At 73.1% G+C, this 21,560-nt stretch carries 17 protein-coding genes; 13 read left to right on the forward strand and 4 right to left on the reverse strand.

What is annotated here, in order from left to right; all coding sequences use genetic code 11:
• The first annotated feature begins 125 nt into the window (after positions 1–125).
• The 8 genes from K2224_RS13765 to mutM all read left to right on the forward strand — a co-directional run bounded on the left by K2224_RS13765 (position 126) and on the right by mutM (position 8,551).
• The gene (locus K2224_RS13765) at positions 126–3,107 is read left to right on the forward strand and encodes a helicase-related protein (RefSeq protein WP_221906841.1); all 2,982 of its coding nucleotides are present in this window, start codon (positions 126–128) and stop codon (positions 3,105–3,107) included.
• A 162-nt stretch (positions 3,108–3,269) separates the two neighbouring features.
• The gene (gene rsmD / locus K2224_RS13770; RefSeq protein ID WP_221906842.1) at positions 3,270–3,869 is read left to right on the forward strand and encodes a 16S rRNA (guanine(966)-N(2))-methyltransferase RsmD; all 600 of its coding nucleotides are present in this window, start codon (positions 3,270–3,272) and stop codon (positions 3,867–3,869) included.
• A 26-nt stretch (positions 3,870–3,895) separates the two neighbouring features.
• The gene (gene coaD, locus K2224_RS13775) at positions 3,896–4,378 is read left to right on the forward strand and encodes a pantetheine-phosphate adenylyltransferase (protein ID WP_199788203.1); all 483 of its coding nucleotides are present in this window, start codon (positions 3,896–3,898) and stop codon (positions 4,376–4,378) included.
• 127 nt (positions 4,379–4,505) lie between these two features.
• Positions 4,506–5,621, forward strand: a complete 1,116-nt coding sequence (locus tag K2224_RS13780; protein ID WP_221906843.1) for an ATP synthase F0 subunit B — start codon at positions 4,506–4,508, stop codon at positions 5,619–5,621.
• A 238-nt stretch (positions 5,622–5,859) separates the two neighbouring features.
• Positions 5,860–6,450, forward strand: a complete 591-nt coding sequence (locus tag K2224_RS13785) for a DUF177 domain-containing protein (protein ID WP_260692585.1) — start codon at positions 5,860–5,862, stop codon at positions 6,448–6,450.
• A 2-nt stretch (positions 6,451–6,452) separates the two neighbouring features.
• Positions 6,453–6,626 (forward strand): 50S ribosomal protein L32, encoded by a 174-nt coding sequence (rpmF, locus tag K2224_RS13790; protein ID WP_016578620.1) that lies wholly within the window; start codon positions 6,453–6,455, stop codon positions 6,624–6,626.
• Positions 6,627–6,633: 7 nt separating this feature from the next.
• Complete coding sequence (rnc, locus tag K2224_RS13795) at positions 6,634–7,482, forward strand: ribonuclease III (RefSeq protein WP_260692586.1); 849 nt, start codon at positions 6,634–6,636, stop codon at positions 7,480–7,482.
• A gap of 121 nt (positions 7,483–7,603) precedes the next feature.
• Entirely contained in the window at positions 7,604–8,551 is a 948-nt protein-coding gene (gene mutM / locus K2224_RS13800; protein WP_221906846.1) for a bifunctional DNA-formamidopyrimidine glycosylase/DNA-(apurinic or apyrimidinic site) lyase, read from the forward strand.
• Between the two features lie 36 nt (positions 8,552–8,587).
• Here mutM and K2224_RS13805 read toward each other — a convergent pair whose 3' ends face one another.
• The gene (locus tag K2224_RS13805; RefSeq protein WP_221906847.1) at positions 8,588–9,550 is read right to left on the reverse strand and encodes a CAP domain-containing protein; all 963 of its coding nucleotides are present in this window, start codon (positions 9,548–9,550) and stop codon (positions 8,588–8,590) included.
• A 174-nt stretch (positions 9,551–9,724) separates the two neighbouring features.
• Between K2224_RS13805 and K2224_RS13810 the strand changes: the two genes are divergently transcribed.
• The 4 genes from K2224_RS13810 to K2224_RS13825 all read left to right on the forward strand — a co-directional run bounded on the left by K2224_RS13810 (position 9,725) and on the right by K2224_RS13825 (position 16,363).
• The gene (locus tag K2224_RS13810; protein WP_221906848.1) at positions 9,725–10,006 is read left to right on the forward strand and encodes an acylphosphatase; all 282 of its coding nucleotides are present in this window, start codon (positions 9,725–9,727) and stop codon (positions 10,004–10,006) included.
• Between the two features lie 382 nt (positions 10,007–10,388).
• Positions 10,389–10,592: a hypothetical protein gene (locus tag K2224_RS13815; protein WP_018541165.1), complete on the forward strand. Its 204-nt coding sequence runs from the start codon at positions 10,389–10,391 to the stop codon at positions 10,590–10,592.
• A gap of 422 nt (positions 10,593–11,014) precedes the next feature.
• Positions 11,015–14,686, forward strand: coding sequence for a chromosome segregation SMC family protein (locus K2224_RS13820; RefSeq protein WP_221906849.1), 3,672 nt, complete (start codon positions 11,015–11,017; stop codon positions 14,684–14,686).
• Between the two features lie 258 nt (positions 14,687–14,944).
• On the forward strand, positions 14,945–16,363 hold the full coding sequence (locus K2224_RS13825) for a sugar porter family MFS transporter (protein WP_221906850.1): 1,419 nt from the start codon (positions 14,945–14,947) through the stop codon (positions 16,361–16,363).
• A gap of 95 nt (positions 16,364–16,458) precedes the next feature.
• Here K2224_RS13825 and K2224_RS13830 read toward each other — a convergent pair whose 3' ends face one another.
• From K2224_RS13830 to K2224_RS13840, 3 genes are all read right to left on the reverse strand, one after another.
• Entirely contained in the window at positions 16,459–18,177 is a 1,719-nt protein-coding gene (locus K2224_RS13830) for an ankyrin repeat domain-containing protein (protein WP_221906851.1), read from the reverse strand.
• Between the two features lie 60 nt (positions 18,178–18,237).
• Positions 18,238–19,242 carry an LLM class flavin-dependent oxidoreductase gene (locus K2224_RS13835; protein WP_221906852.1) on the reverse strand — a complete coding sequence of 335 codons (1,005 nt, stop codon included), beginning with the start codon at positions 19,240–19,242 and terminating at the stop codon, positions 18,238–18,240.
• Between the two features lie 93 nt (positions 19,243–19,335).
• On the reverse strand, positions 19,336–20,823 hold the full coding sequence (locus K2224_RS13840; protein WP_221906853.1) for a cytosine permease: 1,488 nt from the start codon (positions 20,821–20,823) through the stop codon (positions 19,336–19,338).
• Positions 20,824–21,246: 423 nt separating this feature from the next.
• On the opposite strand from K2224_RS13840, the gene K2224_RS13845 reads away from it, so the two are divergent.
• Positions 21,247–21,489 carry a hypothetical protein gene (locus K2224_RS13845; RefSeq protein ID WP_221906854.1) on the forward strand — a complete coding sequence of 81 codons (243 nt, stop codon included), beginning with the start codon at positions 21,247–21,249 and terminating at the stop codon, positions 21,487–21,489.
• Positions 21,490–21,560 lie beyond the last annotated feature (71 nt).

Consider the following 21,560-nt stretch of genomic DNA (forward strand, 5'->3'; position numbering starts at 1 on the left):
GTTATCGCGGCGCCCGCCGGAATACCCCCGATACCGGCCGCATACCGTCCGGATTCCGGCTCCGCCGGGAATTCCCGGCCGTGGAAAGCGGCGGTGGTGGCTGGTTGTCAGAGCCATGGTGTGCAATGGAACGCGTGGCAGCGCTCGACGAACCCCTGAAGAAAATCCTCGGTGGCACCACCGCGAAGGTCCTGGCCGAGCACCTCGGCCTGGAAACGGTCGGCGATCTGCTGCACCACTATCCGCGGCGCTACGCCGAGCGCGGTGAGCTGACCCGGCTCTCCGACCTGCCGCTGGACGAACACGTCACGGTCGTCGCCCGGGTCGCCGACGCCCGCGTCCTGAAGTTCAACCAGGGCCGCGGCCAGCGGCTGGAGGTGACGCTCACCGACGGCAGCGGCCGCCTCCAGCTGGTCTTCTTCGGCAAGGGCATCCACAAGCCGCACAAGGACCTGGTGCCCGGGCGGCGCGCGATGTTCGCGGGCAAGGTCTCGGTCTTCAACCGCAAGCTCCAACTCGCCCACCCCGAATACGAACTCCTCGACGGCGACACCGACGGCGGGGCCGTCGACGCCTTCGCCAACCAGCTCATGCCGATCTATCCGGCGTGCCAGCAGATGGCCTCCTGGAAGATCGCCAAGGCCGTCGACGCCGTCCTGCCCAGCGCCCGGGACGCCGTGGACCCGCTGCCCCCGGGGCTGCGCGAGGGCCGCGGCCTGGTCCCGCTCACCGAGGCACTGCTGAAGATCCACCGCCCCGCCACCAAGGCCGACATCGCCGACGCCCGCGCCCGGCTGAAGTGGGACGAGGCGTTCGTCCTCCAGGTCGCGCTCGCCCGCCGCCGCTTCGCCGACGCCCAACTCCCCGCCGTACCTCGGAGGTTGACACCGGGCGGCATCCTCGACGCGTTCGACGCGCGACTGCCCTTCACCCTCACCGAGGGCCAGACCAAGGTCAGCCGGGAGATCTTCGACGACCTCGCGACGGAGCATCCGATGCACCGCCTCCTCCAGGGCGAGGTCGGCTCCGGCAAGGCCCAGCCGCTGGACGCCCTGGTGCTCACCCCGCGCGGCTTCCGCCCCATGGGCGAGATGACGGTGGGCACCGAGGTGGTGGTGCCCAGCGGGGCGACGGCCCTGGTGGACGGGGTGTTCCCGCAGGGCGAGCGGGAGGTGTGGCGGCTGGTGCTCTCCGACGGCAGCACCGTCGAGTGCGACGACGAGCACCTGTGGATCGTCTCCTCCCGCGCCACGGGCGAGCGGGTGCTGACCACCCGCGAGCTGCGCGCCGCCCTGCTGGACGCCGACGGCAGGCCCCGCTGGTCGATCCCCCCGGCCGCCCCGGTGGACCTCGACGACGGCGGCCCGCGCCCCCTCGACGCGTACGCGCTGGGGCGGACGCTGGGCGCCGGCGGCACCGGCCCGGCCGGCCGCACCGTCCCCGACGCCTACCGCAACGCCCCCGCCAAGGACCGCCGGGCGCTGCTGGCGGGCCTGCTGGCGGCCGGCGGCGAAACCACGGGCGGCGGCACGCTCTTCCGTGCCGCGCCGGAGCCGCTGGCCGCCGATCTCGCCTGGCTCGCGCGCTCCTTGGCCGGCACGGCCCGCACCACCCCGGCAGCCGGCGGCAGCCTCGATGTCCACGTGGTGCTCTCCGAGGACGACGGATCCGCCCTCGGGCGCGCGGTCCTGGCCGTCGAGCGCATCGGCCGACGGCCCGTCCAGTGCATCAGCGTGGCCCACCCCTCCCACGCCTATGTGACCGACCACTTCACGGTCACCCACAACACCATGGTCGCGCTGCGCGCCATGCTCGGCGTGGTGGACACCGGCGGCCAGGCGGCGATGCTCGCGCCCACCGAGGTGCTGGCCCAGCAGCACCACCGGTCCGTCACGGAGATGATGGGCGACCTCGCCGAGGGCGGGATGCTGGGCGGCGCGGAGCGGGGCACCAAGGTGGTGCTGCTGACCGGCTCGATGGGGGCCGCGGCCCGCCGCCGGGCGCTGCTCGACCTGGTCACGGGCGAGGCCGGCATCGTCATCGGGACGCACGCCCTGATCGAGGACGTGGTGCAGTTCCACGACCTCGGCCTGGTCGTCGTCGACGAGCAGCACCGCTTCGGCGTCGAGCAGCGCGACGCCCTCCGCTCCAAGGGCGGGCAGCCCCCGCACCTGCTGGTGATGACCGCCACCCCGATCCCGCGCACGGTCGCCATGACCGTCTTCGGCGATCTGGAGACCTCCGTGCTGGACCAGCTCCCCGCCGGCCGTTCGCCGATCGCCAGCCATGTGGTTCCCGCCAAGGACAAACCGCACTTCCTCGCCCGCGCCTGGGAGCGGGTCCGGGAGGAGGTGGCCGCCGGCCACCAGGCGTATGTGGTCTGCCCCCGGATCGGCGACGACGACGAGCCCGCCGCGGCCACGGGGAAGAAGGGCAAGACGGCCAACGACACCGCGGCGCAGCCGAGTTCACCGGAGGATCTGGCCGAGAAGCGCCCCCCGCTGGCGGTCCTCGACGTCGCCGAGCAGCTGCGCAAGGGCCCGCTCGCCGGCCTGCGGGTGGCCGTGCTGCACGGCCGGATGGCCCCGGACGACAAGGACGACGTGATGCGCCGGTTCGCCGCCGGCGAGCTGGACGTCCTGGTGGCCACCACCGTCATCGAGGTCGGGGTCAACGTCCCCAACGCCACCGTCATGGTGATCATGGACGCCGACCGCTTCGGCGTCTCCCAGCTCCACCAGCTCCGCGGCCGGGTCGGCCGCGGCTCGGCGCCCGGCCTGTGCCTGCTGGTCAGCGAGATGCCCGAGGCCAGCCCGGCCCGCGCCCGGCTCGCCGCGGTCGCCGCCACCCTCGACGGCTTCGAACTCTCCCGTATCGACCTCGAACAGCGCCGCGAGGGCGACGTCCTCGGCCAGGCCCAGTCCGGCGCCCGCTCCTCGCTGCGGATGCTCGCCGTCATCGAGGACGAGGAGGTGATCGCGGCGGCCCGCGAGGAGGCCACCGCCCTGGTCGCCGCCGACCCCGAGCTGTCCGGCTGCCCCGAGCTGCGGACGGCCCTGTCCGCGCTGCTGGACGACGAACGGGAGCAGTTTCTGGACAAGGGCTGAGCCGGGCGCGCGGCAGCGGCGCCGCACCCCGTGAGAACGATCACGGCCGGGCGGCGCCGGGGGCGGGCCCGCCCCGCGGGGGACGGACATATCGTGGGAGGGCGGAGCCCGCCGGGGTGTCCGCCCCTCTTCCGGGACGCGCTCAAACGTAAGGACGGGCCCATGACCCGCGTGATCGCCGGTGCGGCCGGCGGCCGCCGCCTCGCCGTACCGCCGGGCAACGGCACCCGCCCCACCTCCGACCGGGCGCGCGAGGGCATGTTCTCCACCTGGGAGTCGCTCGACGGCCCGCTGACCGGCGCCCGGGTCCTCGACCTCTACGGCGGCTCCGGCGCGGTCGGCCTGGAGGCGCTCTCCCGCGGCGCCGCGCACGTCCTGCTGGTCGAGGCCGACGCCCGCGCGCTGCGCACCATCCGCGAGAACGTCAGGGCGGTCGGCCTGCCCGGCGCCGAGGTCCGGGCCGGCAAGGCCGAGCAGACCGCCGCCGCCCCGGCCCCCGACGAGCCGTACGACATCGTCTTCCTGGACCCGCCCTACGCCGTCGGCGACGCCGAACTCCGCGAGATCCTGCTCACACTCCGTGGTCAGGGGTGGCTTGCCGAGGAGGCACTCGTCACCGTGGAGCGGAGTACCCGGGGCGGCACGTTCGCCTGGCCGGACGGATTCGAAGCGATCAGGGCCCGTCGCTACGGCGAGGGGACGCTTTGGTACGGTCGCGCCGCCTCGGCGTCCGCCGAACCGACATCAGCAACCGTGTCATGAACGGACCGCAGAGCAAGGAGACGAAGTTGCGCCGCGCCGTCTGTCCGGGGTCCTTCGACCCCATCACCAACGGGCACCTGGACATCATCGCCCGGGCCTCCAGGCTGTACGACGTCGTGCACGTCGCCGTCATGATCAACCAGTCCAAGAAGGGCCTGTTCACGGTCGAGGAGCGGATCGACCTGATCCGGCGGGCCACCGCCGAGTACGGCAACGTCGAGGTCGAGTCCTTCCACGGTCTGCTCGTCGACTTCTGCAAGCAGCGCGACATCCCCGCCATCGTCAAGGGTCTGCGCGCGGTCAGCGACTTCGACTACGAACTCCAGATGGCCCAGATGAACAACGGCCTCTCCGGGGTGGAGACGCTCTTCGTGCCCACCAACCCCACCTACAGCTTCCTCTCCTCCAGCCTGGTCAAGGAGGTCGCGGCCTGGGGCGGCGACGTCTCCCACCTGGTCCCGCCGTTCGTCCTCGAAGCGCTGACCGAACGGCTCCGCAACAAGCCGTGACCCGGCATCCGGTGCGGTGGGACCGGCACTGAACTGACGGTTCGTCAGCAGGTGTCGGGACGGGGGCTCCTGGCCGTACAGTCGTCCCGTTCCGTCTTCCGATCCTGCAGAGAGTGGCGAGTCCAAGGTGGACGTCCAGAAGAAGCTCGACGACATCGTCGCAACCGTCGGCAGCGCCCGGTCCGTGCCCATGTCCGCCTCGTGCGTGGTCAACCGCGCCGAGCTGCTCGCCATGCTGGAGGACGTGCGCACCGCGCTGCCCGGTTCCCTCGCCGAGGCGCAGGAACTCCTCGGCGGGCGCGAGCAGATGGTGGAGCAGGCCCGCGTCGAGGCCGAGCGGATCATCGAGTCCGCGCACAGCCAGCGCGGTTCGCTGGTCTCGGACACCGAGGTGGCCCGCCGGGCCCAGGACGAGGCGGACCGGATCCTGGCCGAGGCGCGCCGCGAGGCCGAGGAGATCCGCGTCCAGGCCGACGACTACGTCGACAGCAAGCTCGCCAACTTCGAGGTCGTGCTCACCAAGACCATCGGTGCCGTCGACCGCGGCCGCGAGAAGCTGCTCGGCCGCGGCCCCGGCCTCGACGAGCAGGGCTACCCCGTGGCGGACGACGCCGAGGCCCCCGAGCGCAGCGCCGACCCCGAGATCCTCCGGCAGCGCGCCGACGCCTACGTGGACACCAAGTTCGGCGCCTTCCAGGCCGTCCTCACCAAGACCCTGGAAGCGGTCGGCCGCGGCCGCGACAAGCTCCAGGGCGCCCAGCCGATCGACGAGCTCGGCGCCCACCTCGCCGCCCAGAGCGACCCGCAGGCCGGCGCCCCGCCGCAGGCGGACGCGGAGTACCTCGCCGGCCTGGCGGGCGTCGCCCCCGTCCAGGAGGCCCCGCCGGCCGCGCCCCAGGACCTGACCCAGGGCCCGCAGCCCGGCTACTACGACGGCCAGGCCGCCGCCTACCAGCAACCGGACGGCTACTCCTACCAGCACGCCGAGCAGGTCCCCTACACCCAGCACCAGGACCCCTACGGCTACGACTGGCAGCAGCAGGCCCAGCAGCAGGCCGCCCAGCTTCCCCCGCAGGGCTACGACACCGGCGTCGGCTACGACCCGCAGCAGCTGCCCCCGCAGCCCCAGCACACTCCCCACACCCCCGGCGCCCAGCCCGCAGCCCTGGACGAGACCAGCCTCTTCGACACCAGCCTGATCAACCTCGACCAGCTGCGTCAGTACGAGGAAGGGCGCCACTAGCCGCGTCGACCGCGTCGACCGCGTCGACCGCGTCGACCGCGCCGGGAGGGCCCGGTGGCCGAGGGTCGACCGGGCGGATTGGGCCTAACGGGGGCCGTCCAGTATCCTGGCTCCTCGGTCGCGTGTATGTCCGCGATCACTGCTGCCCGCACGCCGGATTCCGGCCGTGGACGGCTGATACCGCAGTACAGAAAGCAGGAAAGTCTTGGGCTCCCGCCTCGACCACCGTTCCCCGCTCGTGTTCGACACACGCGAGCTGGGCCGACGTCCCGGCACGCTCAAGCGGCTCTCCCGCTCCGTCGAGGCCCCCGCGGACCTCGGCAACGAGGTCATCGGAGTGCCCCAGGGCGCGGCCGTTGAGCTCGACCTCCGCCTGGAAGCGGTCATGGACGGGGTGCTTGTCACAGGCACCGCCCGTGCGACCGTGACGGGGGAGTGCGTAAGGTGTCTGGAGCCGCTGGAGCAAGTGCTCGAAGCGGACTTCCAGGAGATGTTCGCCTACCCCGACGCCGACGCCCGGACCACCGAGTCCGGCGACGACGCCGAGGACGAGGAGGACACCCTCCACCTCGAGGACGACCTGTTCGACCTTGAACCCGTGCTGCGGGACGCGGTAGTGCTGGCACTGCCGCTGCAGCCGGTGTGCCGGGAGGACTGCCCGGGCCTGTGCTCCGACTGCGGGGCACGGCTGGCGGACGACCCGGACCACCACCACGACGCCGTCGACATGCGCTGGGCGGCACTGAAGGAACTCGTCGGGTCCGACCAGGACGACGAGATGGACAATGAACCCCGCCGCGACGGCGGGGATGAACCTCAGGAGAAGTAGCCGTGGCTGTTCCGAAGCGGAAGATGTCGCGCAGCAACACGCGCCACCGCCGGTCGCAGTGGAAGGCTGCGGTCCCCACCCTGGTTGCGTGCGAGCGTTGCCAGGAGCCGAAGCAGCAGCACATCGCGTGCCCGAGCTGCGGCACCTACAACAAGCGCCAGGTCATCGCGGTCTGAGCGGCTGGTGACAGGCACTGTGTCTAGCCCGAAGAAGGCAGAGGACAGCCCTTCGTCACTGCGCGGGCGCGGCGACGAAACGGCACCGGCGGACACGGCCTCGTCCCTCTCGCTTCTGGAAGGGCGGCTCGGGTACACACTTGAGTCCGCCCTTCTGGTGCGTGCGCTGACGCATCGCTCGTACGCCTACGAGAACGGCGGTCTGCCCACCAACGAGCGGCTCGAATTCCTCGGGGATTCGGTGCTCGGCCTGGTTGTCACGGACACGCTGTACCGCATCCACCCTGACCTGCCGGAAGGCCAGCTGGCCAAACTGCGGGCCGCGGTGGTCAACTCGCGGGCGCTCGCCGAGGTGGGCCGCGGCCTCGACCTCGGCGCCTTCATCCGCCTCGGCCGGGGCGAAGAGGGCACGGGCGGCCGGGACAAGGCCAGCATCCTCGCCGACACCCTGGAAGCGGTGATCGGCGCGGTCTATCTCGACCAGGGCCTCGACGCGGCCGGCGAGCTGGTGCACCGGCTCTTCGACCCGCTCATCGAGAAGTCCTCCAGCCTGGGCGCCGGCCTGGACTGGAAGACCAGTCTCCAGGAGCTCACCGCGACCGAGGGACTCGGCGTTCCCGAGTACCTGGTCACCGAGACCGGCCCCGACCACGAGAAGACTTTCACTGCTGCCGCCCGCGTCGGTGGTGTCTCGTACGGCACCGGCACCGGCCGCAGCAAGAAGGAAGCCGAGCAGCAGGCGGCCGAGTCCGCGTGGCGCGCGATCCGCGCCGCGGCGGACGAGGCGGCCGGGAAGACGCCGAGCGGCGGCGACCCGACGCAGGCTTCCGGCGACACCGCGTCGCCGACACACTGAACACCACTTCTGACCCCGCCCGGGCGGCCTCACCGCCGTCCCGGGCGGGGTCAGAAGCCTTTCCGGAGCCCCCGGCTCCCGCCCCGTTCCGCTTTCCCGTCCGTTTCCGTCAGGAGCGCCCGTGCCCGAGCTGCCCGAGGTCGAGGTCGTCCGCCGCGGACTGGAACGCTGGGTCAGCGGCCGCACCATCGAGGCCGTCGAGGTCCGCCACCCGCGCGCCGTCCGCCGGCACACCGCCGGCGCGGCGGACTTCGCCGCCCGGCTCACCGGCCTGCGCGTCGGCCCGGCCCGCCGCCGCGGCAAGTACCTCTGGCTCCCGGTGACCGGCGGCGGCCCGGCCTCCCAGAGCGCCGCCGAGGGCATCGCCCCCGTCGTCACCCCGTCCGTCACCCACGGTCTGGCGATCCTCGCCCACCTCGGCATGAGCGGCCAGCTGCTGGTCCAGCCGCAGGACGCCCCCGACGAGAAGCACCTGCGGATCCGGATCCGCTTCACCGACACCGGCGCCCCGCCCGAGGCGGCCGGTACCGAGCTGCGCTTCGTCGACCAGCGCACCTTCGGCGGCCTCTCGCTGCACGACACCGTGCCCGGCGACCCCGACCTGCTCCCCGACGTGATCGCGCACATCGCCCGGGACCCGCTCGACCCGGCCTTCGACGACGCCGCCTTCCACGACGCGCTGCACCGCCGCCGGACGACGATCAAGCGCGCGCTCCTCGACCAGACCCTGATCAGCGGCGTCGGCAACATCTACGCCGACGAGGCGCTGTGGCGCTCCCGGCTCCACTACGACCGGCCCACCGCCACCTTCACCCGGCCCCGCTCCGCCGAGCTGCTCGGCCACGTCCGGGACGTGATGACCGCCGCGCTGGCCGTCGGCGGCACCAGCTTCGACAGCCTGTACGTCAACGTCAACGGCGAGTCCGGCTACTTCGAGCGCTCCCTGGACGCCTACGGCCGCGAGGACGAGCCCTGCCGCCGCTGCGGTACGCCGATCCGCCGCCGTCCCTGGATGAACCGGTCCAGCTACTTCTGCCCGCGCTGTCAGCGCCCGCCGCGGCCGCGCTGAACGGACCCGGGCGGGGAGGGCCTGCGGGCACCCGCCTCAGAAGCCGAACTCCTGGGCCCACCACGGGCCGCCCGGCCCGAAGTGCGCGCCGACGCCGAGGGACTTGTACTCGCAGTTGAGGATGTTGGCGCGGTGTCCCGGGCTGCTCATCCACGAGTCCATCACGGAGTGCGCGTCGGCCTGGCCGCGGGCGATGTTCTCCCCGCCGAGGTCGGCTATGTCATGGGCGCGGGCCCGGTCCCAGGGCGTGTGGCCGTCGGGGTCGGTGTGGCCGAAGAACCCGCGCCGGGCCATGTCGTCGCTGAACCGCTCGGCCAGACCGGTCAGTTGGTCGCCGGCGGCGACCGGCGCGCAGCCCGCCTCGGCCCGCGCCTGGTTGACCAGCGAGACCACCTCGGCCTCGGCTGCCGCCTCGGTGCCGCCGCCGGCGATCGGGGTGGCGGTCGGGGACGCCGAGGGCCGGGGGGTGGCGGTGGCGGTGCCGCCGGTGGGCGACGCGGACGGCCGGCCGCCGGGCACCCGGGTCGGGGACGCGACGGCCCGGGACGCCGACGGGGCGGCGGTGGGCGAGGCGGGGGAGGTCGCCGGACCGGTCCGCCCCGCGCCCCGCGAGGCGGCGTTCCCGCCGTCCCCGCCCGTCCCGCCCCTGCTCACGTCCCCGCCGTCCCGCCCGGCCACGTCCGAGGGGCCGGTCACCGGCGCGGAGAAGCTCTCCTGCGGCAGGGCGTCCGGCAGCGTGCCGGCCCGCACCCGGTCGGCGCCGTCGCCGCCGACCCCCACGAACCGCCCGCCGCCCGGGACGAGTCCGGACGCCACCGCCACCGCGCCCATCGCCACCGCGGCCGAGGCGCCGAGCAGTCCGGTGCGCACCGGCGCGGTCCGGCGGGCCGCGCGGTGACCCCGGTGCCCCGCGGGCGCGGCCGCATCCGTCGGACCGTCAACCTGCCCCGTACGAGGGCGTTCCGGTATCTGGGGAGCAGAGCGTCGATGGCGGCCCATCCGCGGAACTTCCTTCCCCCGGTGCAAGCACCGGCTCCACTGGAGCGGCTGTCGCCGCGCAGATTTCCTGGGATGCCTCATCCGAAAGGGTGAGTCCTCGCTGTCGGGGGACTGTACGCCATGACGCACGGGGCGGATGTGCTTGCTGAGCAATTGGCCGGTTAACGTGCACACATGGACGAGGAAGTGCGGATGACCGCGTGGGTACGCGGGCGGGTCCAGGAAGTTGGGTTCCGCTGGTTCACCCGAGCGAACGCCTTGCGCATCGGTGGGCTCACCGGCTTCGCGGTCAATCTCGGCGACGGCCGCGTCCAGGTCGTCGCCGAGGGACCGAAGGACCGCTGCGCGGAGTTGCTGGAGTGGCTCCGCACCGGGGACACGCCCGGGCGCGTCGACGGCGTCACTGAGATTTGGGCCACGCCGCGGGGCGGCTACGACGGCTTCGAGATCCGCTGACCGGCCCGGAACAAGCCGCCCGGACGGCCGCACCGGGCCCTTTCGCCGGTGCGCCTTCGTGAGCTGCTTACGGGAGATAAGCCCTGGTGGTTGCCAACTCGGCCGACCCGTGCAAGGCTGCCGCTGTACGGATGATCTCCACGCCCCCCGGGACCTTTCTGGAGAGTGGACGCCATGCCCTGGCGGCCGCGCACTCTCAGGCGCCCAAGGATACGGGGCGTGATCGTGTTGACCCTCCATCCGTTTGGTGAGACTCTGGAATCCCCGCGCACCTTAGCTGTTTGGCATTGAGTACACCTGGAGAATGACAAGCACCGCGGGTGCGAATCCCTCACGACCCACACCGCTTCGGTCGGTCACTCATTGTGGAGGACCATCCATCATGGCAAAGGCGCTTCTCGGTTACGTCGGCGGCTCCGACCCCCGAGTCCTCGCCGAGATGCGACGGCTTCAGCAGCGCGTCCAGGATCTCGAATCCGAGCTCCTTCGGATGCAGGCCGAGAACGACATGCTCTCCGCTGCCGCGCGTCGCGACGATTCGGTGCTCGACCTCGACGTACCCCAGGCGGAGCCCGCGCTCACCTGACCCCGTGCAGGGGCGGATGGGCCGCGCGCCAGCCGCTTGAGGCACCGTACGCCTCAAGATGTACACCTCAAGATCTGCACGCTTCACGATCCGCACTGCAAGATCTGCAAGGGACGCTTCGGCGTCCCTTCGTCGTTCCCCCGCATTTCCGTCGCCGGCGGTTCCCCGCCCCGCCGTGTGCCGTTGCCGCGCCGGACACCATGGTCGTGTCCGGTCACTTCCGTCTCGCGGTGTCTCCCCAGCCCCTCGGTATCGTCCTTACCGCATGATGTGCCCCTCCCCCTACCCGGTGAAACCGACGGCATGCACGGCCCGGTGAACGGGAGGGGAACGGCAGCGGGTGCCCCGGGGACGTACCGGCCGCGCGGATGCCCGGAATGTTGCGGAAGGGGCGCCGGGAGCGGCCGGTAGAGTTCAAAGGCGTGCACCTGAAGAGTCTGACCCTGCGAGGCTTCAAGTCCTTCGCCTCCGCCACGACGCTCCGGTTCGAACCGGGCATCACCTGCGTCGTGGGCCCCAACGGTTCCGGCAAGTCCAACGTCGTGGACGCGCTGTCGTGGGTCATGGGGGAGCAGGGCGCCAAGTCGCTGCGCGGCGGCAAGATGGAGGACGTCATCTTCGCCGGGACGACCGGGCGGCCGCCGCTGGGCCGCGCCGAGGTCTCGCTGACGATCGACAACTCCGACGGTGCGCTGCCCATCGAGTACGCCGAAGTCACCCTGACCCGGATCATGTTCCGCAACGGCGGCAGCGAGTACCAGATCAACGGCGACACCTGCCGGCTGCTGGACATCCAGGAACTGCTCTCCGACTCCGGCATCGGCCGCGAGATGCATGTGATCGTCGGCCAGGGGCAGCTCGACTCCGTTCTGCACGCCGACCCGATGGGCCGCCGGGCGTTCATCGAGGAGGCGGCCGGCGTCCTCAAGCACCGCAAGCGCAAGGAGAAGGCGCTGCGGAAGCTGGACGCGATGAAGGCCAACCTCGCCCGTGTCCAGGACCTGACCGACGAACTGCGGCGGCAGCTGAAGCCGCTGGGCCGGCAGGCCGCGGTCGCCCGGCGCGCGGCCGTCATCCAGGCCGATCTGCGGGACGCCCGGCTGCGGCTGCTCGCCGACGACCTCGTCATGCTGCGCCGGGCGCTGGCCGCGGAGATCGCCGACGAGGCGGCGCTGAAGGCGCGCAAGGAGGCCGTGGAGGAGCGGCTGCGCGCCGCCCGGCGGAGCGAGGCGGCGCTGGAGGCGGAGGTGGCGGCCCTCGCCCCGCGGCTCCAGCGGGCCCAGCAGACCTGGTACGCGCTGTCCCAGCTCGCCGAGCGGGTGCGCGGCACGGTCTCGTTGGCCGAGGCCCGGGTGCGCAGCGCCGCGGCGGTCCCGCCGGAGGAGCAGCGCGGCCGGGACCCCGAGGACCTGGAGCGGGAGGCCGCCCGGATCCGCGAGCAGGAGGCGGAGTTGAGCGCCGCGCTGGAGGCGGCCGCCCGGGCCCTGGACGACACCGTCGAGCACCGGGCCGCGCTGGAGCGCCAGTTGGCGGACGAGGAGCGGCGGCTGCGGGACGTCGCCCGGGCGCTGGCCGACCGGCGCGAGGGCCTGGCCCGGCTGAGCGGGCAGGTCACCGCCGCCCGCGGCCGGGCCGCGTCGGCACAGGCGGAGATCGGCCGGCTGGTCGAGGCCCGGGACGCCGCCCGGAGCCGGGCGGTCGCGGCCCAGGAGGAGTACGAGCAGCTCAGGGCCGAGGTCGACGGGCTGGACGCGGACGACGAGGAGATCACCGGGCGGTACGGGGCGGCCCGGCGCGAGCTGGCGGAGGCCGAGTCAGCGCTGACCGCGGCGCGGGAGGCGCTGACCGCGGCGGAGCGGGAGCGGGCCGCGACCGCCGCCCGGCACGACGCGCTGGCCCTCGGGCTGCGCCGGAAGGACGGCACCGGCGCGCTGCTGGCCGCCGCGGACCGGATCGGCGGGGTGCTCGGGCCGGCGGCCGAACTGCTGACCGTCACGCCGGGCTTCGAGGTCCCGGTGGCGGCCGCGCTGGGCGCCGCCGCCGACGCGGTCGCGGTCACCGACCCGGCCGCCGCGGCGGAGGCGCTGCGGCTGCTGCGCAAGGAGGACGCGGGGCGGGCGGCGATGGTGCTGGGCGGCAGCCGACCCGCCCGGGTGCCGGCACCGGCCCGGGCCCTGGAGGCCGAGGAGGCCGTGGCGGTGGCGGCCGCGGTGGACGGCACCGAGCGGGCCGGCGGCGAGCCGGCCGCGGGGAGCGGTGCCGCCGGCGGGCCGGGGACGCCCGGCGGGCCCGTGCCCGCTCATGAACTCGTCCACGGGCCGCGGGAGTTGACCGCCTCGGTGGCCCGGCTGCTGCGCGAGGTGGTGGTCGTCGGGACGCTGGCGGAGGCCGAGGAGCTGGTGGCGGCGCGGCCGGAGCTGACCGCCGTCACCGCGGACGGCGATCTGCTGGGGGCGCACTTCGCCCAGGGCGGCTCGGCGGGGGCGCCGAGTCTGCTGGAGGTGCAGGCGTCCGTCGACGAGGCGGCGGCCGAGCTCACGGAGCTGGCGGCGCGCTGCGACGGGCTGGCCGAGGCCCGGCGGGCGGCGGAGGAGCGGCGTACGGAGTGTGCGGCGCTGGTCGAGGAGTTGGACGCCCGGCGGCGCGCGGCGGACCGGGAGAAGTCGAAGGTCGCCGGGGACCTGGGGCGGCTCGCCGGGCAGGCGCGGGCGGCCGCGGGGGAGGCGGAACGATCCGCCGCCGCCGCGGCCCGGGCCGAGGAGGCACTGGCGCGGGCCTCGGAGGAGGCGGAGGAACTGGCCGCCCGGCTCGCCGCGGCCGAGGAGGACCCGGGGGCGGACGACGAGGAGCCCGACACCGCCGTCCGTGACCGGCTGGCCGCCGACGGCGCCAACGCCCGGCAGACCGAGATGGAGGCCCGGCTCCAGGCGCGGACGCACGAGGAGCGGGTCAAGGCGCTCGCCGGGCGGGCGGATTCGTTGGACCGCGCGGCGCGGGCGGAGCGCGAGGCCCGCACCCGGGCCGAACGGCGGCGGGCCCGGCTGCGCCACGAGGCGGCGGTGGCCGGGGCGGTGGCCTCGGGCGCGCGGCAGCTGCTGGCGCACATCGAGGTGTCGGTGCTGCGGGCCGAGGAGGAGCAGGCCGCCGCGGAGCGCGCCAAGGACGAGCGGGAGAAGGCGCTGGCGGCCGAGCGCGAGCAGGGCCGGGAGCTGGTGGCCGAGCTGGACAAGCTGACCGACTCGGTGCACCGCGGCGAGGTGCTGGGCGCGGAGAAGCGGCTGCGCATCGAGCAGTTGGAGGGCCGGGCGCTGGAGGAGCTGGGCGTCGAACCGGCCGCGCTGGTCGCGGAGTACGGTCCCGACCAGCCCGTCCCGCCGTCCCCGCCCGCCGAGGGCGAGGAGCTCCCCGACGACCCGGACCATCCGCGGAACCGGCCGGTGGCCTACGACCGTGCCGCCCAGGAGAAGCGCCTCAAGGCCGCTGAGCGGGCGTACCAGCAGCTCGGGAAGGTGAACCCGCTCGCGCTGGAGGAGTTCGCGGCCCTGGAGGAGCGCCACCAGTTCCTCAGCGAGCAGCTTGAAGACTTGAAGAAGACCCGGGCCGACCTGCTGCGGGTGGTCAAGGAGGTCGACGAGCGGGTCGAGCAGGTCTTCACCGAGGCGTACCACGACACCGCGCGGGAGTTCGAGGGCGTCTTCGCGCGGCTCTTCCCGGGTGGCGAGGGCCGGCTGGTGCTGACCAACCCGGACGACATGCTGTCCACCGGGGTGGACGTGGAGGCGCGGCCGCCGGGCAAGAAGGTCAAGCGGCTCTCGCTGCTGTCCGGTGGCGAGCGGTCGCTGACCGCGGTGGCGCTGCTGGTGTCGATCTTCAAGGCGCGGCCCAGCCCGTTCTATGTGATGGACGAGGTGGAGGCGGCGCTGGACGACACCAATCTGCAGCGGCTGATCCGGATCATGGAGGAGCTGCAGGAGAGTTCGCAGCTGATCGTGATCACGCACCAGAAGCGGACGATGGAGGTCGCCGACGCGCTCTACGGCGTCTCGATGCAGGGCGACGGCGTCTCGAAGGTGATCAGCCAGCGGCTGCGCTGAGCCGGCCGGGCGGACCCGTCGTGCGGTGCCTGCGCGCCGTGCTTTCTTCACTCCTCGAAGATCAATTCAGAACTTGAATGAAGCATGCGGTAGTCGGGTGAGGAATACGTCGGCTTCGAGGTATTGACTTCGAAACTTAAAGGCATAGTCTCTGCAACGTCGCTTTTACCTTCAAGTGGTGGGTACCCCCGACGTGTGCACCACTTGTAGGGCCAGCCCCCTACGCCCGGCAGCGCAGCCGGGCCACTGGAGTTCACGTTGACCAGCACCGCGCAGCCGACGGTCCCGGAAGGCCGCAAGGCCCAGCCGGACCACCTCGGCCATGTCATCTTCATCACCGCGGCTGCCGCGATGGGCGGCTTTCTCTTCGGATACGACAGCTCCGTCATCAACGGCGCCGTCGAGGCGATCCGCGGCCGCTACGAGGTCGGCTCCGCCGTCCTCGCGCAGGTCATCGCCATCGCCCTGATCGGTTGTGCGGTCGGCGCTGCCACCGCCGGCCGGATCGCCGACCGGATCGGCCGGATCCGGGTCATGCAGATCGCCGCGGTGCTGTTCACCATCAGCGCCATCGGCTCCGCGCTGCCGTTCGCCCTGTGGGACCTGGCGATGTGGCGGGTGCTGGGCGGCATCGCGATCGGTATGGCCTCGGTCATCGGTCCGGCCTACATCGCCGAGGTCTCCCCGCCCGCCTACCGCGGCCGGCTCGGCTCCTTCCAGCAGGCCGCGATCGTCATCGGCATCGCCGTCTCCCAGCTCGTCAACTGGGGCATCCTCAACCTCGCCGACGGCCAGCAGCGCGGCAAGATCGGCGGCCTGGAAGCCTGGCAGTGGATGCTCGGCGTGATGGTCATCCCCGCCGTCCTCTACGGTCTGCTCTCCTTCGCGATCCCCGAGTCGCCGCGCTTCCTGATCTCCGTCGGCCGGATCGACCGCGCCAAGGAGGTGCTCGGCGAGGTCGAGGGCCGGACCGTGGACCTCGACGCCCGGGTCACCGAGATCCAGGACGCCATGCGCCGCGAGCACAAGTCGACCTTCCGGGACCTGCTCGGCGGCAAGGGCGGCTTCCTCCCGATCGTCTGGGTCGGCATCGGACTCTCCGTCTTCCAGCAGCTGGTCGGCATCAACGTCGCCTTCTACTACTCCTCGACGCTGTGGCAGTCGGTCGGCATCAACCCCGAGGGCTCGTTCTTCTACAGCTTCACCACCTCGATCATCAACATCATCGGCACCGTGATCGCGATGATCTTCGTCGACCGGATCGGGCGCCGTCCGCTGGCGCTGATCGGCTCGGCCGGTATGGCCGTCGCGCTCGCCCTGGAGGCGTGGGCCTTCTCCGCCAAGACCGCGGCCGGCACCCTGCCGTCCGCCGAGGGCACCGTGGCCCTGATCGCCGCGCACGGCTTCGTCCTCTTCTTCGCGCTCTCCTGGGGCGTCGTCGTCTGGGTCTTCCTCGGCGAGATGTTCCCCAACAAGATCCGTGCCGCCGCGCTGGGCGTCGCCGCCTCCGCGCAGTGGATCGCCAACTGGGCGATCACGGCCAGCTTCCCCAGCCTCTCGGACTGGAACCTGTCCGGCACCTACGTGATCTACATGGTCTTCGCTCTGCTCTCGATCCCCTTCGTGCTGAAGTACGTGAAGGAGACCAAGGGCAAGGCGTTGGAGGAGATGGGCTAACCTCCCCGCCAGTCCACTCCTCAGTTCTCGCTGCTGCCCCGGCTCACCCGAGCCGGGGCAGCAGTGGTTTCCGCGCCCGGCCCACCGGACGGGACCTACCGCAGGAGCGGGCTGCCGTCGGGTATCTCCACCCAGCGGCCGGGCGGGCCGGTCACCGGCCGGGCGTCCGCCACCCGCAGGCCCGCCGCCGCGGAGGCGTACGCCAGCTCGCTCGCGCCGTACGCGTCCCGCGGCCGGGACCAGCTCCAGAAGCGGTAGTGCCAGTGCCCCTCGGGCTCGTCCCCGAACGGCGGGAGGCCGATCTCCTCGGTCAGCTCGGTGCGGCCGTCGCGGGAGAGCGTGCCGAAGGTGCCGCCGGCGGGGTGGAAATAGACGCCGTACGCGGCGGTGCCCGGGGAGAGGGCGTCCAGCACCGGGCGGGTGCTCAGCAGATACGAGAACGGCTGGACCAGGACACAGCCGCCGGGCACCCCTGTCACCCCGATCCGGCGGTGGTCCGCGCCCGCGCCGTCGTACGGATCGCCGTCGTGTGCCCCCGAGGAGGCCGGATCCGCTTCGGAGTCGAAGCCGGAGCCGGGGGTCGGGCAGCCGTCGGGGTCGCGGCCCAGGCGCCGGACCGCCTCCGCCTCGTCGACGCCGGGCACGAACGCCACCGAGATGCCGTCGGTGTGCGCCCCGTGGAACACCGCCACCCGCGCGTCCGCGTCCTGCTGGGCGGCGCGCTCCTCGGGCGTCGGCGGCACCGCGCCCGGCAGCCCGGCGAACAGCGGGGCCAGGGCGGTGGTCAGCGCCAGCCGGCCGGGGGAGCGGCCGCCGAGCTGCGGACTCCAGGCGTCGGCGCCGGCCCGCAGCAGCAGCGCGGCGTTCTCCCGCGCGCCGTGGCAGACGGCGTGCCACAGCGGGGTGCAGCCCTCGGCGTCCGGCGCGTCCACCGGCGCGCCCCGGTCGAGGAGCGCGGCGACGGCCTCGGGGGCGCCGTGCCCGGCGGCCAGATGCAACGGGGCCTCCGCGGAGCCCGGCGCGAGGGCGGCGGGATCGGCGCCGCGGGCCGACCGGGCCGGCACCAGGGCGTCCCGCCAGTGGGACGGGGCCGGCAGCTGCCGGTCGCCGCGGTCGGCGCCCGGGTCCGGCGGGGCCCACGGCCGCGGCTCGGACCCGGGCGGCCGGGGCGGGATCTCCGCCGGCCCCGGACCGCGGCCGAGGAACCCCCGCGACTCCTCGCCCGCCGCCCGCGGGGCCGCCGGCCAGATCTCCAGCGCCTCGCCGGCCGCCGCCCGCAGCGGCCCGGCGTCGAAGACGGTGACCGTCTCGGGCACCTGCTCGTCCGGCCACTCCACCACCAGCCGGGTGGCGCCGGCGGGCGGCAACTGCGAGAGATGCAGCTCCAGTTCGTGGTGGAACGCGCCGCCGGTGCCGCCGCGCAGCCGGAACGTCGGGCCGGACGGCCCGGCCGCCGGCCAGGGCGCGCCGTCGAGCGTGGTGACCTTCCGCCCGTCCGCCAGCAGCAGGCCGCAGCGCAGCGCCCCGTCGCCCGGCCGCCCGTACGGCGAGGTGCGGCCGCCGGGCCGGATCCGCCGCAGGAAGACCGACAGCCGCATCGTCACCGACCGCGGCCAGACCTCCCAGCCGGTGAGCACGAGCCGCACGTCCGGGCCGGCACCGGCCTCGGCGACCTGCGCGAGGCGCGCCGGGACGAACCACTGGGACGGCGCGAACTCCTCGTCCCCGACGGGTGCGTACGCGCTCAACTCCAGGGTCTCGTCAGGAGGTTCGGGCGGGGGCGGGGACTCGGGCAGACCGTCGAAGAAGCTCATGCACCGATCGTGGCATCCGCCACTGACAATCCGCCGCGCCGCGGTCGCCGCCCCGCCGCTTCAGCCCCTCAGCCGCGGCAGCACCTGCTCCGCGAACAGCTTCAGCGACCGCCAGCCCTCCTCGACCGGCATCCCGCCGCACAGCGGATGGAGTATCAACGAGCCCCGGGAGCCCTCCTCTTGGGCCAGTGCGACGCACTCGTCGGGCGTGAGGATCCGGTACACGCCCTCCTCGCGCAGCGCCTCGGCGTCCTGGGCGGCGGAGTGCACCGCGGAGTGCGTCCCGGCGGCCTGCCAGGCCGCGTACTGCCGCGCCTCGTACAGCAGGTGCCCGCCGTGCTCGGCCCAGCTCCGGTCCGGGTCGTCGGAGAGGTGCAGCAGACAGGTGCGCGGCGGCGGTTGCAGCACCCAGCCCTCGGTCCCGGCGGCGGCGCACTGCTCGTGGTAGTAGCGCTCCAGCTCCGGCAGGTGGGCGCTGGGGAAGAGCGGCAGCCCCAACCGGGCGGCGCGCCGGGCCGCGGGCCGCGAGGAGCCCCCGACGAGCAGCGCCGGATGCGGCCGGGTGTACGGGCGCGGGGTGACCCGGACCGTGCGTCCCCGGTAGTGGAACGGTTCGCCGGTCCAGGCGTCCAGGAGCGCCTGGAGGACCTCGTCCTGGAGGGCGCCGCGGTCCCGCCACTCCTTGCCGTGGGCCGCGTACTCCTCGGGCCGGTAGCCGAGGCCGGCGACGGTGATCAGCCGGCCGGCGCCGAGCAGGTCGAGCACGGCGATGTCCTCGGCCAGCCGCAGCGGGTCGTGCAGCGGGGTGATCATGGCCGAGACGGTGACGCCGATCCGGCGGGTGCTGCCGAGGACCGCGCCCGCGAAGGCGAGCGGCGAGGGCATCCAGCCGTTTTCGGTGGCGTGGTGCTCCTCGGTCTGGATCATGCCCAGGCCGTGGTCGTCGGCGTACCGGGCCATCTCGACGGCGGCCCGGTAGCGGGCGGAGAGTTCCGCGGGCCCGCCCGGTGGGCCCGCGAGGTTGACACGCAGGACCGTGGTGGGTGCGGTGTGACCGGCGGACATGACAAGGTCCCCTTCGCCTGAGCAGGTGGCGAAGGGGACCGTAGCTGACGGTATGTCAGCCCGCCAGGGCCATGGTCGGGAACCGGCCGCGGGTCAGCCGGCCTCGACGGCCTGCCGCGCCTCGTCGGCGGCGGGCGCCGGGGCCCCGTTCTCCCGGGCCGCGGGCAGGACCGCGAAGACCGCCGCGGCGATCAGGATGGTGGCCGCCCAGCCCAGGCCGTTCTCGCCGATCCAGGTGCCGGCCAGCGGGCCCGTGAACCACTGCACCTTGGTGAAGCACAGCCCCGCGGCCAGCGCGACCGCCCAGGCGGTCAGGGCCTGCCAGCAGAAACCGCCCTTGTACCAGTAGCGGCTGGTCCGGTCGATCGTCATCAGGCTCTCCGCGTGGTAGCGGACGGCCTTCTTGCGGCGGCGCACCATGTCGATGCCGTAGACGCCGATCCAGGCGGAGAAGGAGACGCCCAGCAGCGTCAGGAAGGCGATGAACTGGCCGACGAAGTCCTTGGCCACCAGCATCATGAACAGCCCGCCGATCAGGCTGATCGCGGCGTTGATGCTGACCGCCAGGGCGCGCGGCAGCTTGACGCCCATGGTCTGCGCGGTGAAGCCCGCGGAGTACATCGACAGGCTGTTGATCAGCATCATGCCGATCAGCGCGGTGATCAGGTACGGGATCGCGATGGCCGACGGCAGCACCTGGCCGAGGAACGACATCGGGTCGGTGTTCTGGTTGGCCAGCTCCGGGTTGGAGACGGCCATCACGCCGCCCATGACCACCATCGGGACGAGCACCAGCGCGGCACCCGAGACGGTGGTGCCGACGATCTTCCGGCCGGAGGCGGAGTGCGGAAGGTAGCGCGCGAAGTCCGGGCCGGTGGGCACCCAGCTGAGGCCGCCGGCCGCGATGGTGCCGACGCCCGCGATCATCATCGCGCCGCTGCCCGGCGACTTGGCGAAGATCGCCCCCCACGGCATCTCGACGATCAGGTAGATCAGGACGACGACGCTGATGAGGCTGAAGAGGTACGTGGAGTACTTGTTGCAGACGTTGAGCGCCTTGCGGCCCATCCCGCTGACCAGGAAGGTGCAGGCGACGAAGCCCAGCAGGGTCAGCACGACCAGGAAGGTGTTGGTCTTGATGCCGAAGACCAGGTGGAGCACGGTCAGGAGCGCGTAGGCGCCGCTGACCGCGTTGATCGTCTCCCAGCCGAAGCGGGCGACCCACAGGATCGCGCCCGGGAAGTAGTTGCCGCGCACGCCGAAGGCGGCCCGGGAGAGCATCGCGCCCGGCGCGCCGCCCCATTTGCCGGAGACCGACAGCAGGCCGACGATCCCGAACGAGATGGTCGAGGCGATCGCGGCGACGACCAGGACCTGCCAGAAGTTCAGCCCGTTGTTGATCACCAGGGAGGCGCCCATGGTGAGCAGCAGCACGCTGATGTTGGCCGCCACCCAGGTCGGGAAGAGTTCGCGGACCCGTCCCCGGCGCTCGTGGTCGGGAACCGGCTCGATACCGCGCGTTTCGACGGCGCCGTCGACTTCGGGGGTGGACGTGGGTGCGGACGTAGTGCTGGTGCCCATGGGTGCAGCTGTCTCCGTGCGGGGGTCTGGGGAGCACCCCCGGGGAGGAGGTGCAGGCAGCGGCTGTGGTGCCTGGCCAGAAAGTGGTTGCCAGGACTCTACGCGCGTTGCGCGGCCGCCCACCATCGTACTTTGATCCAACTTCAACTGGTCCGCCCCCTTGGACTCCCTGACGATGACACGAAACCCCCGGCCCTGTCGATGAATCCAGTCACACCCACCTGATCAGGACATACGTGACGCTATCGACGCCCTTGAGGGGAACCGGAGGCACCTCTTCCGGGTTTTCGCCGCCCTCCGGAGCCCCGCACCGAGCCCGTCGGAGAGACGCATGTCTCGTTTGAGCGCCCTCCGCCGGCCACCGCACGGCGGGATGCCGACGGGCCGGGCATGACGCGTCGGTATTGGTGCAAGGTGATCCCGATGAACGAGAGCGACCACCCGCAGGAGGCCGATGTGCCCGGCAAGACGTGTCAGTGGTGCCAGGGCACCGGCTATGTGTCCCAGGCCCTGGCCTACGCCCCCGGCGTCGACCCGTTCCGGGGCCCCCACGAGACCGTCCAGCGGGCCGGCGAGTGCCGGCACTGCCGGGGATCGGGGACGTACGACTCCCACCGCGACCCCACACTGGAGCGCTGGCGGACGCAGGAGCACAGGGAGTCCTGACGAGGAGCACCGAGGGGCCGCGGGGGCCCGGCGCGCCTCACGGGGGCCCGGCGCGGGTCCCCGGGCGCGTG

It is taken from the genome of Streptomyces sp. BHT-5-2, from assembly GCF_019774615.1.
Lineage (GTDB): Bacteria > Actinomycetota > Actinomycetes > Streptomycetales > Streptomycetaceae > Streptomyces.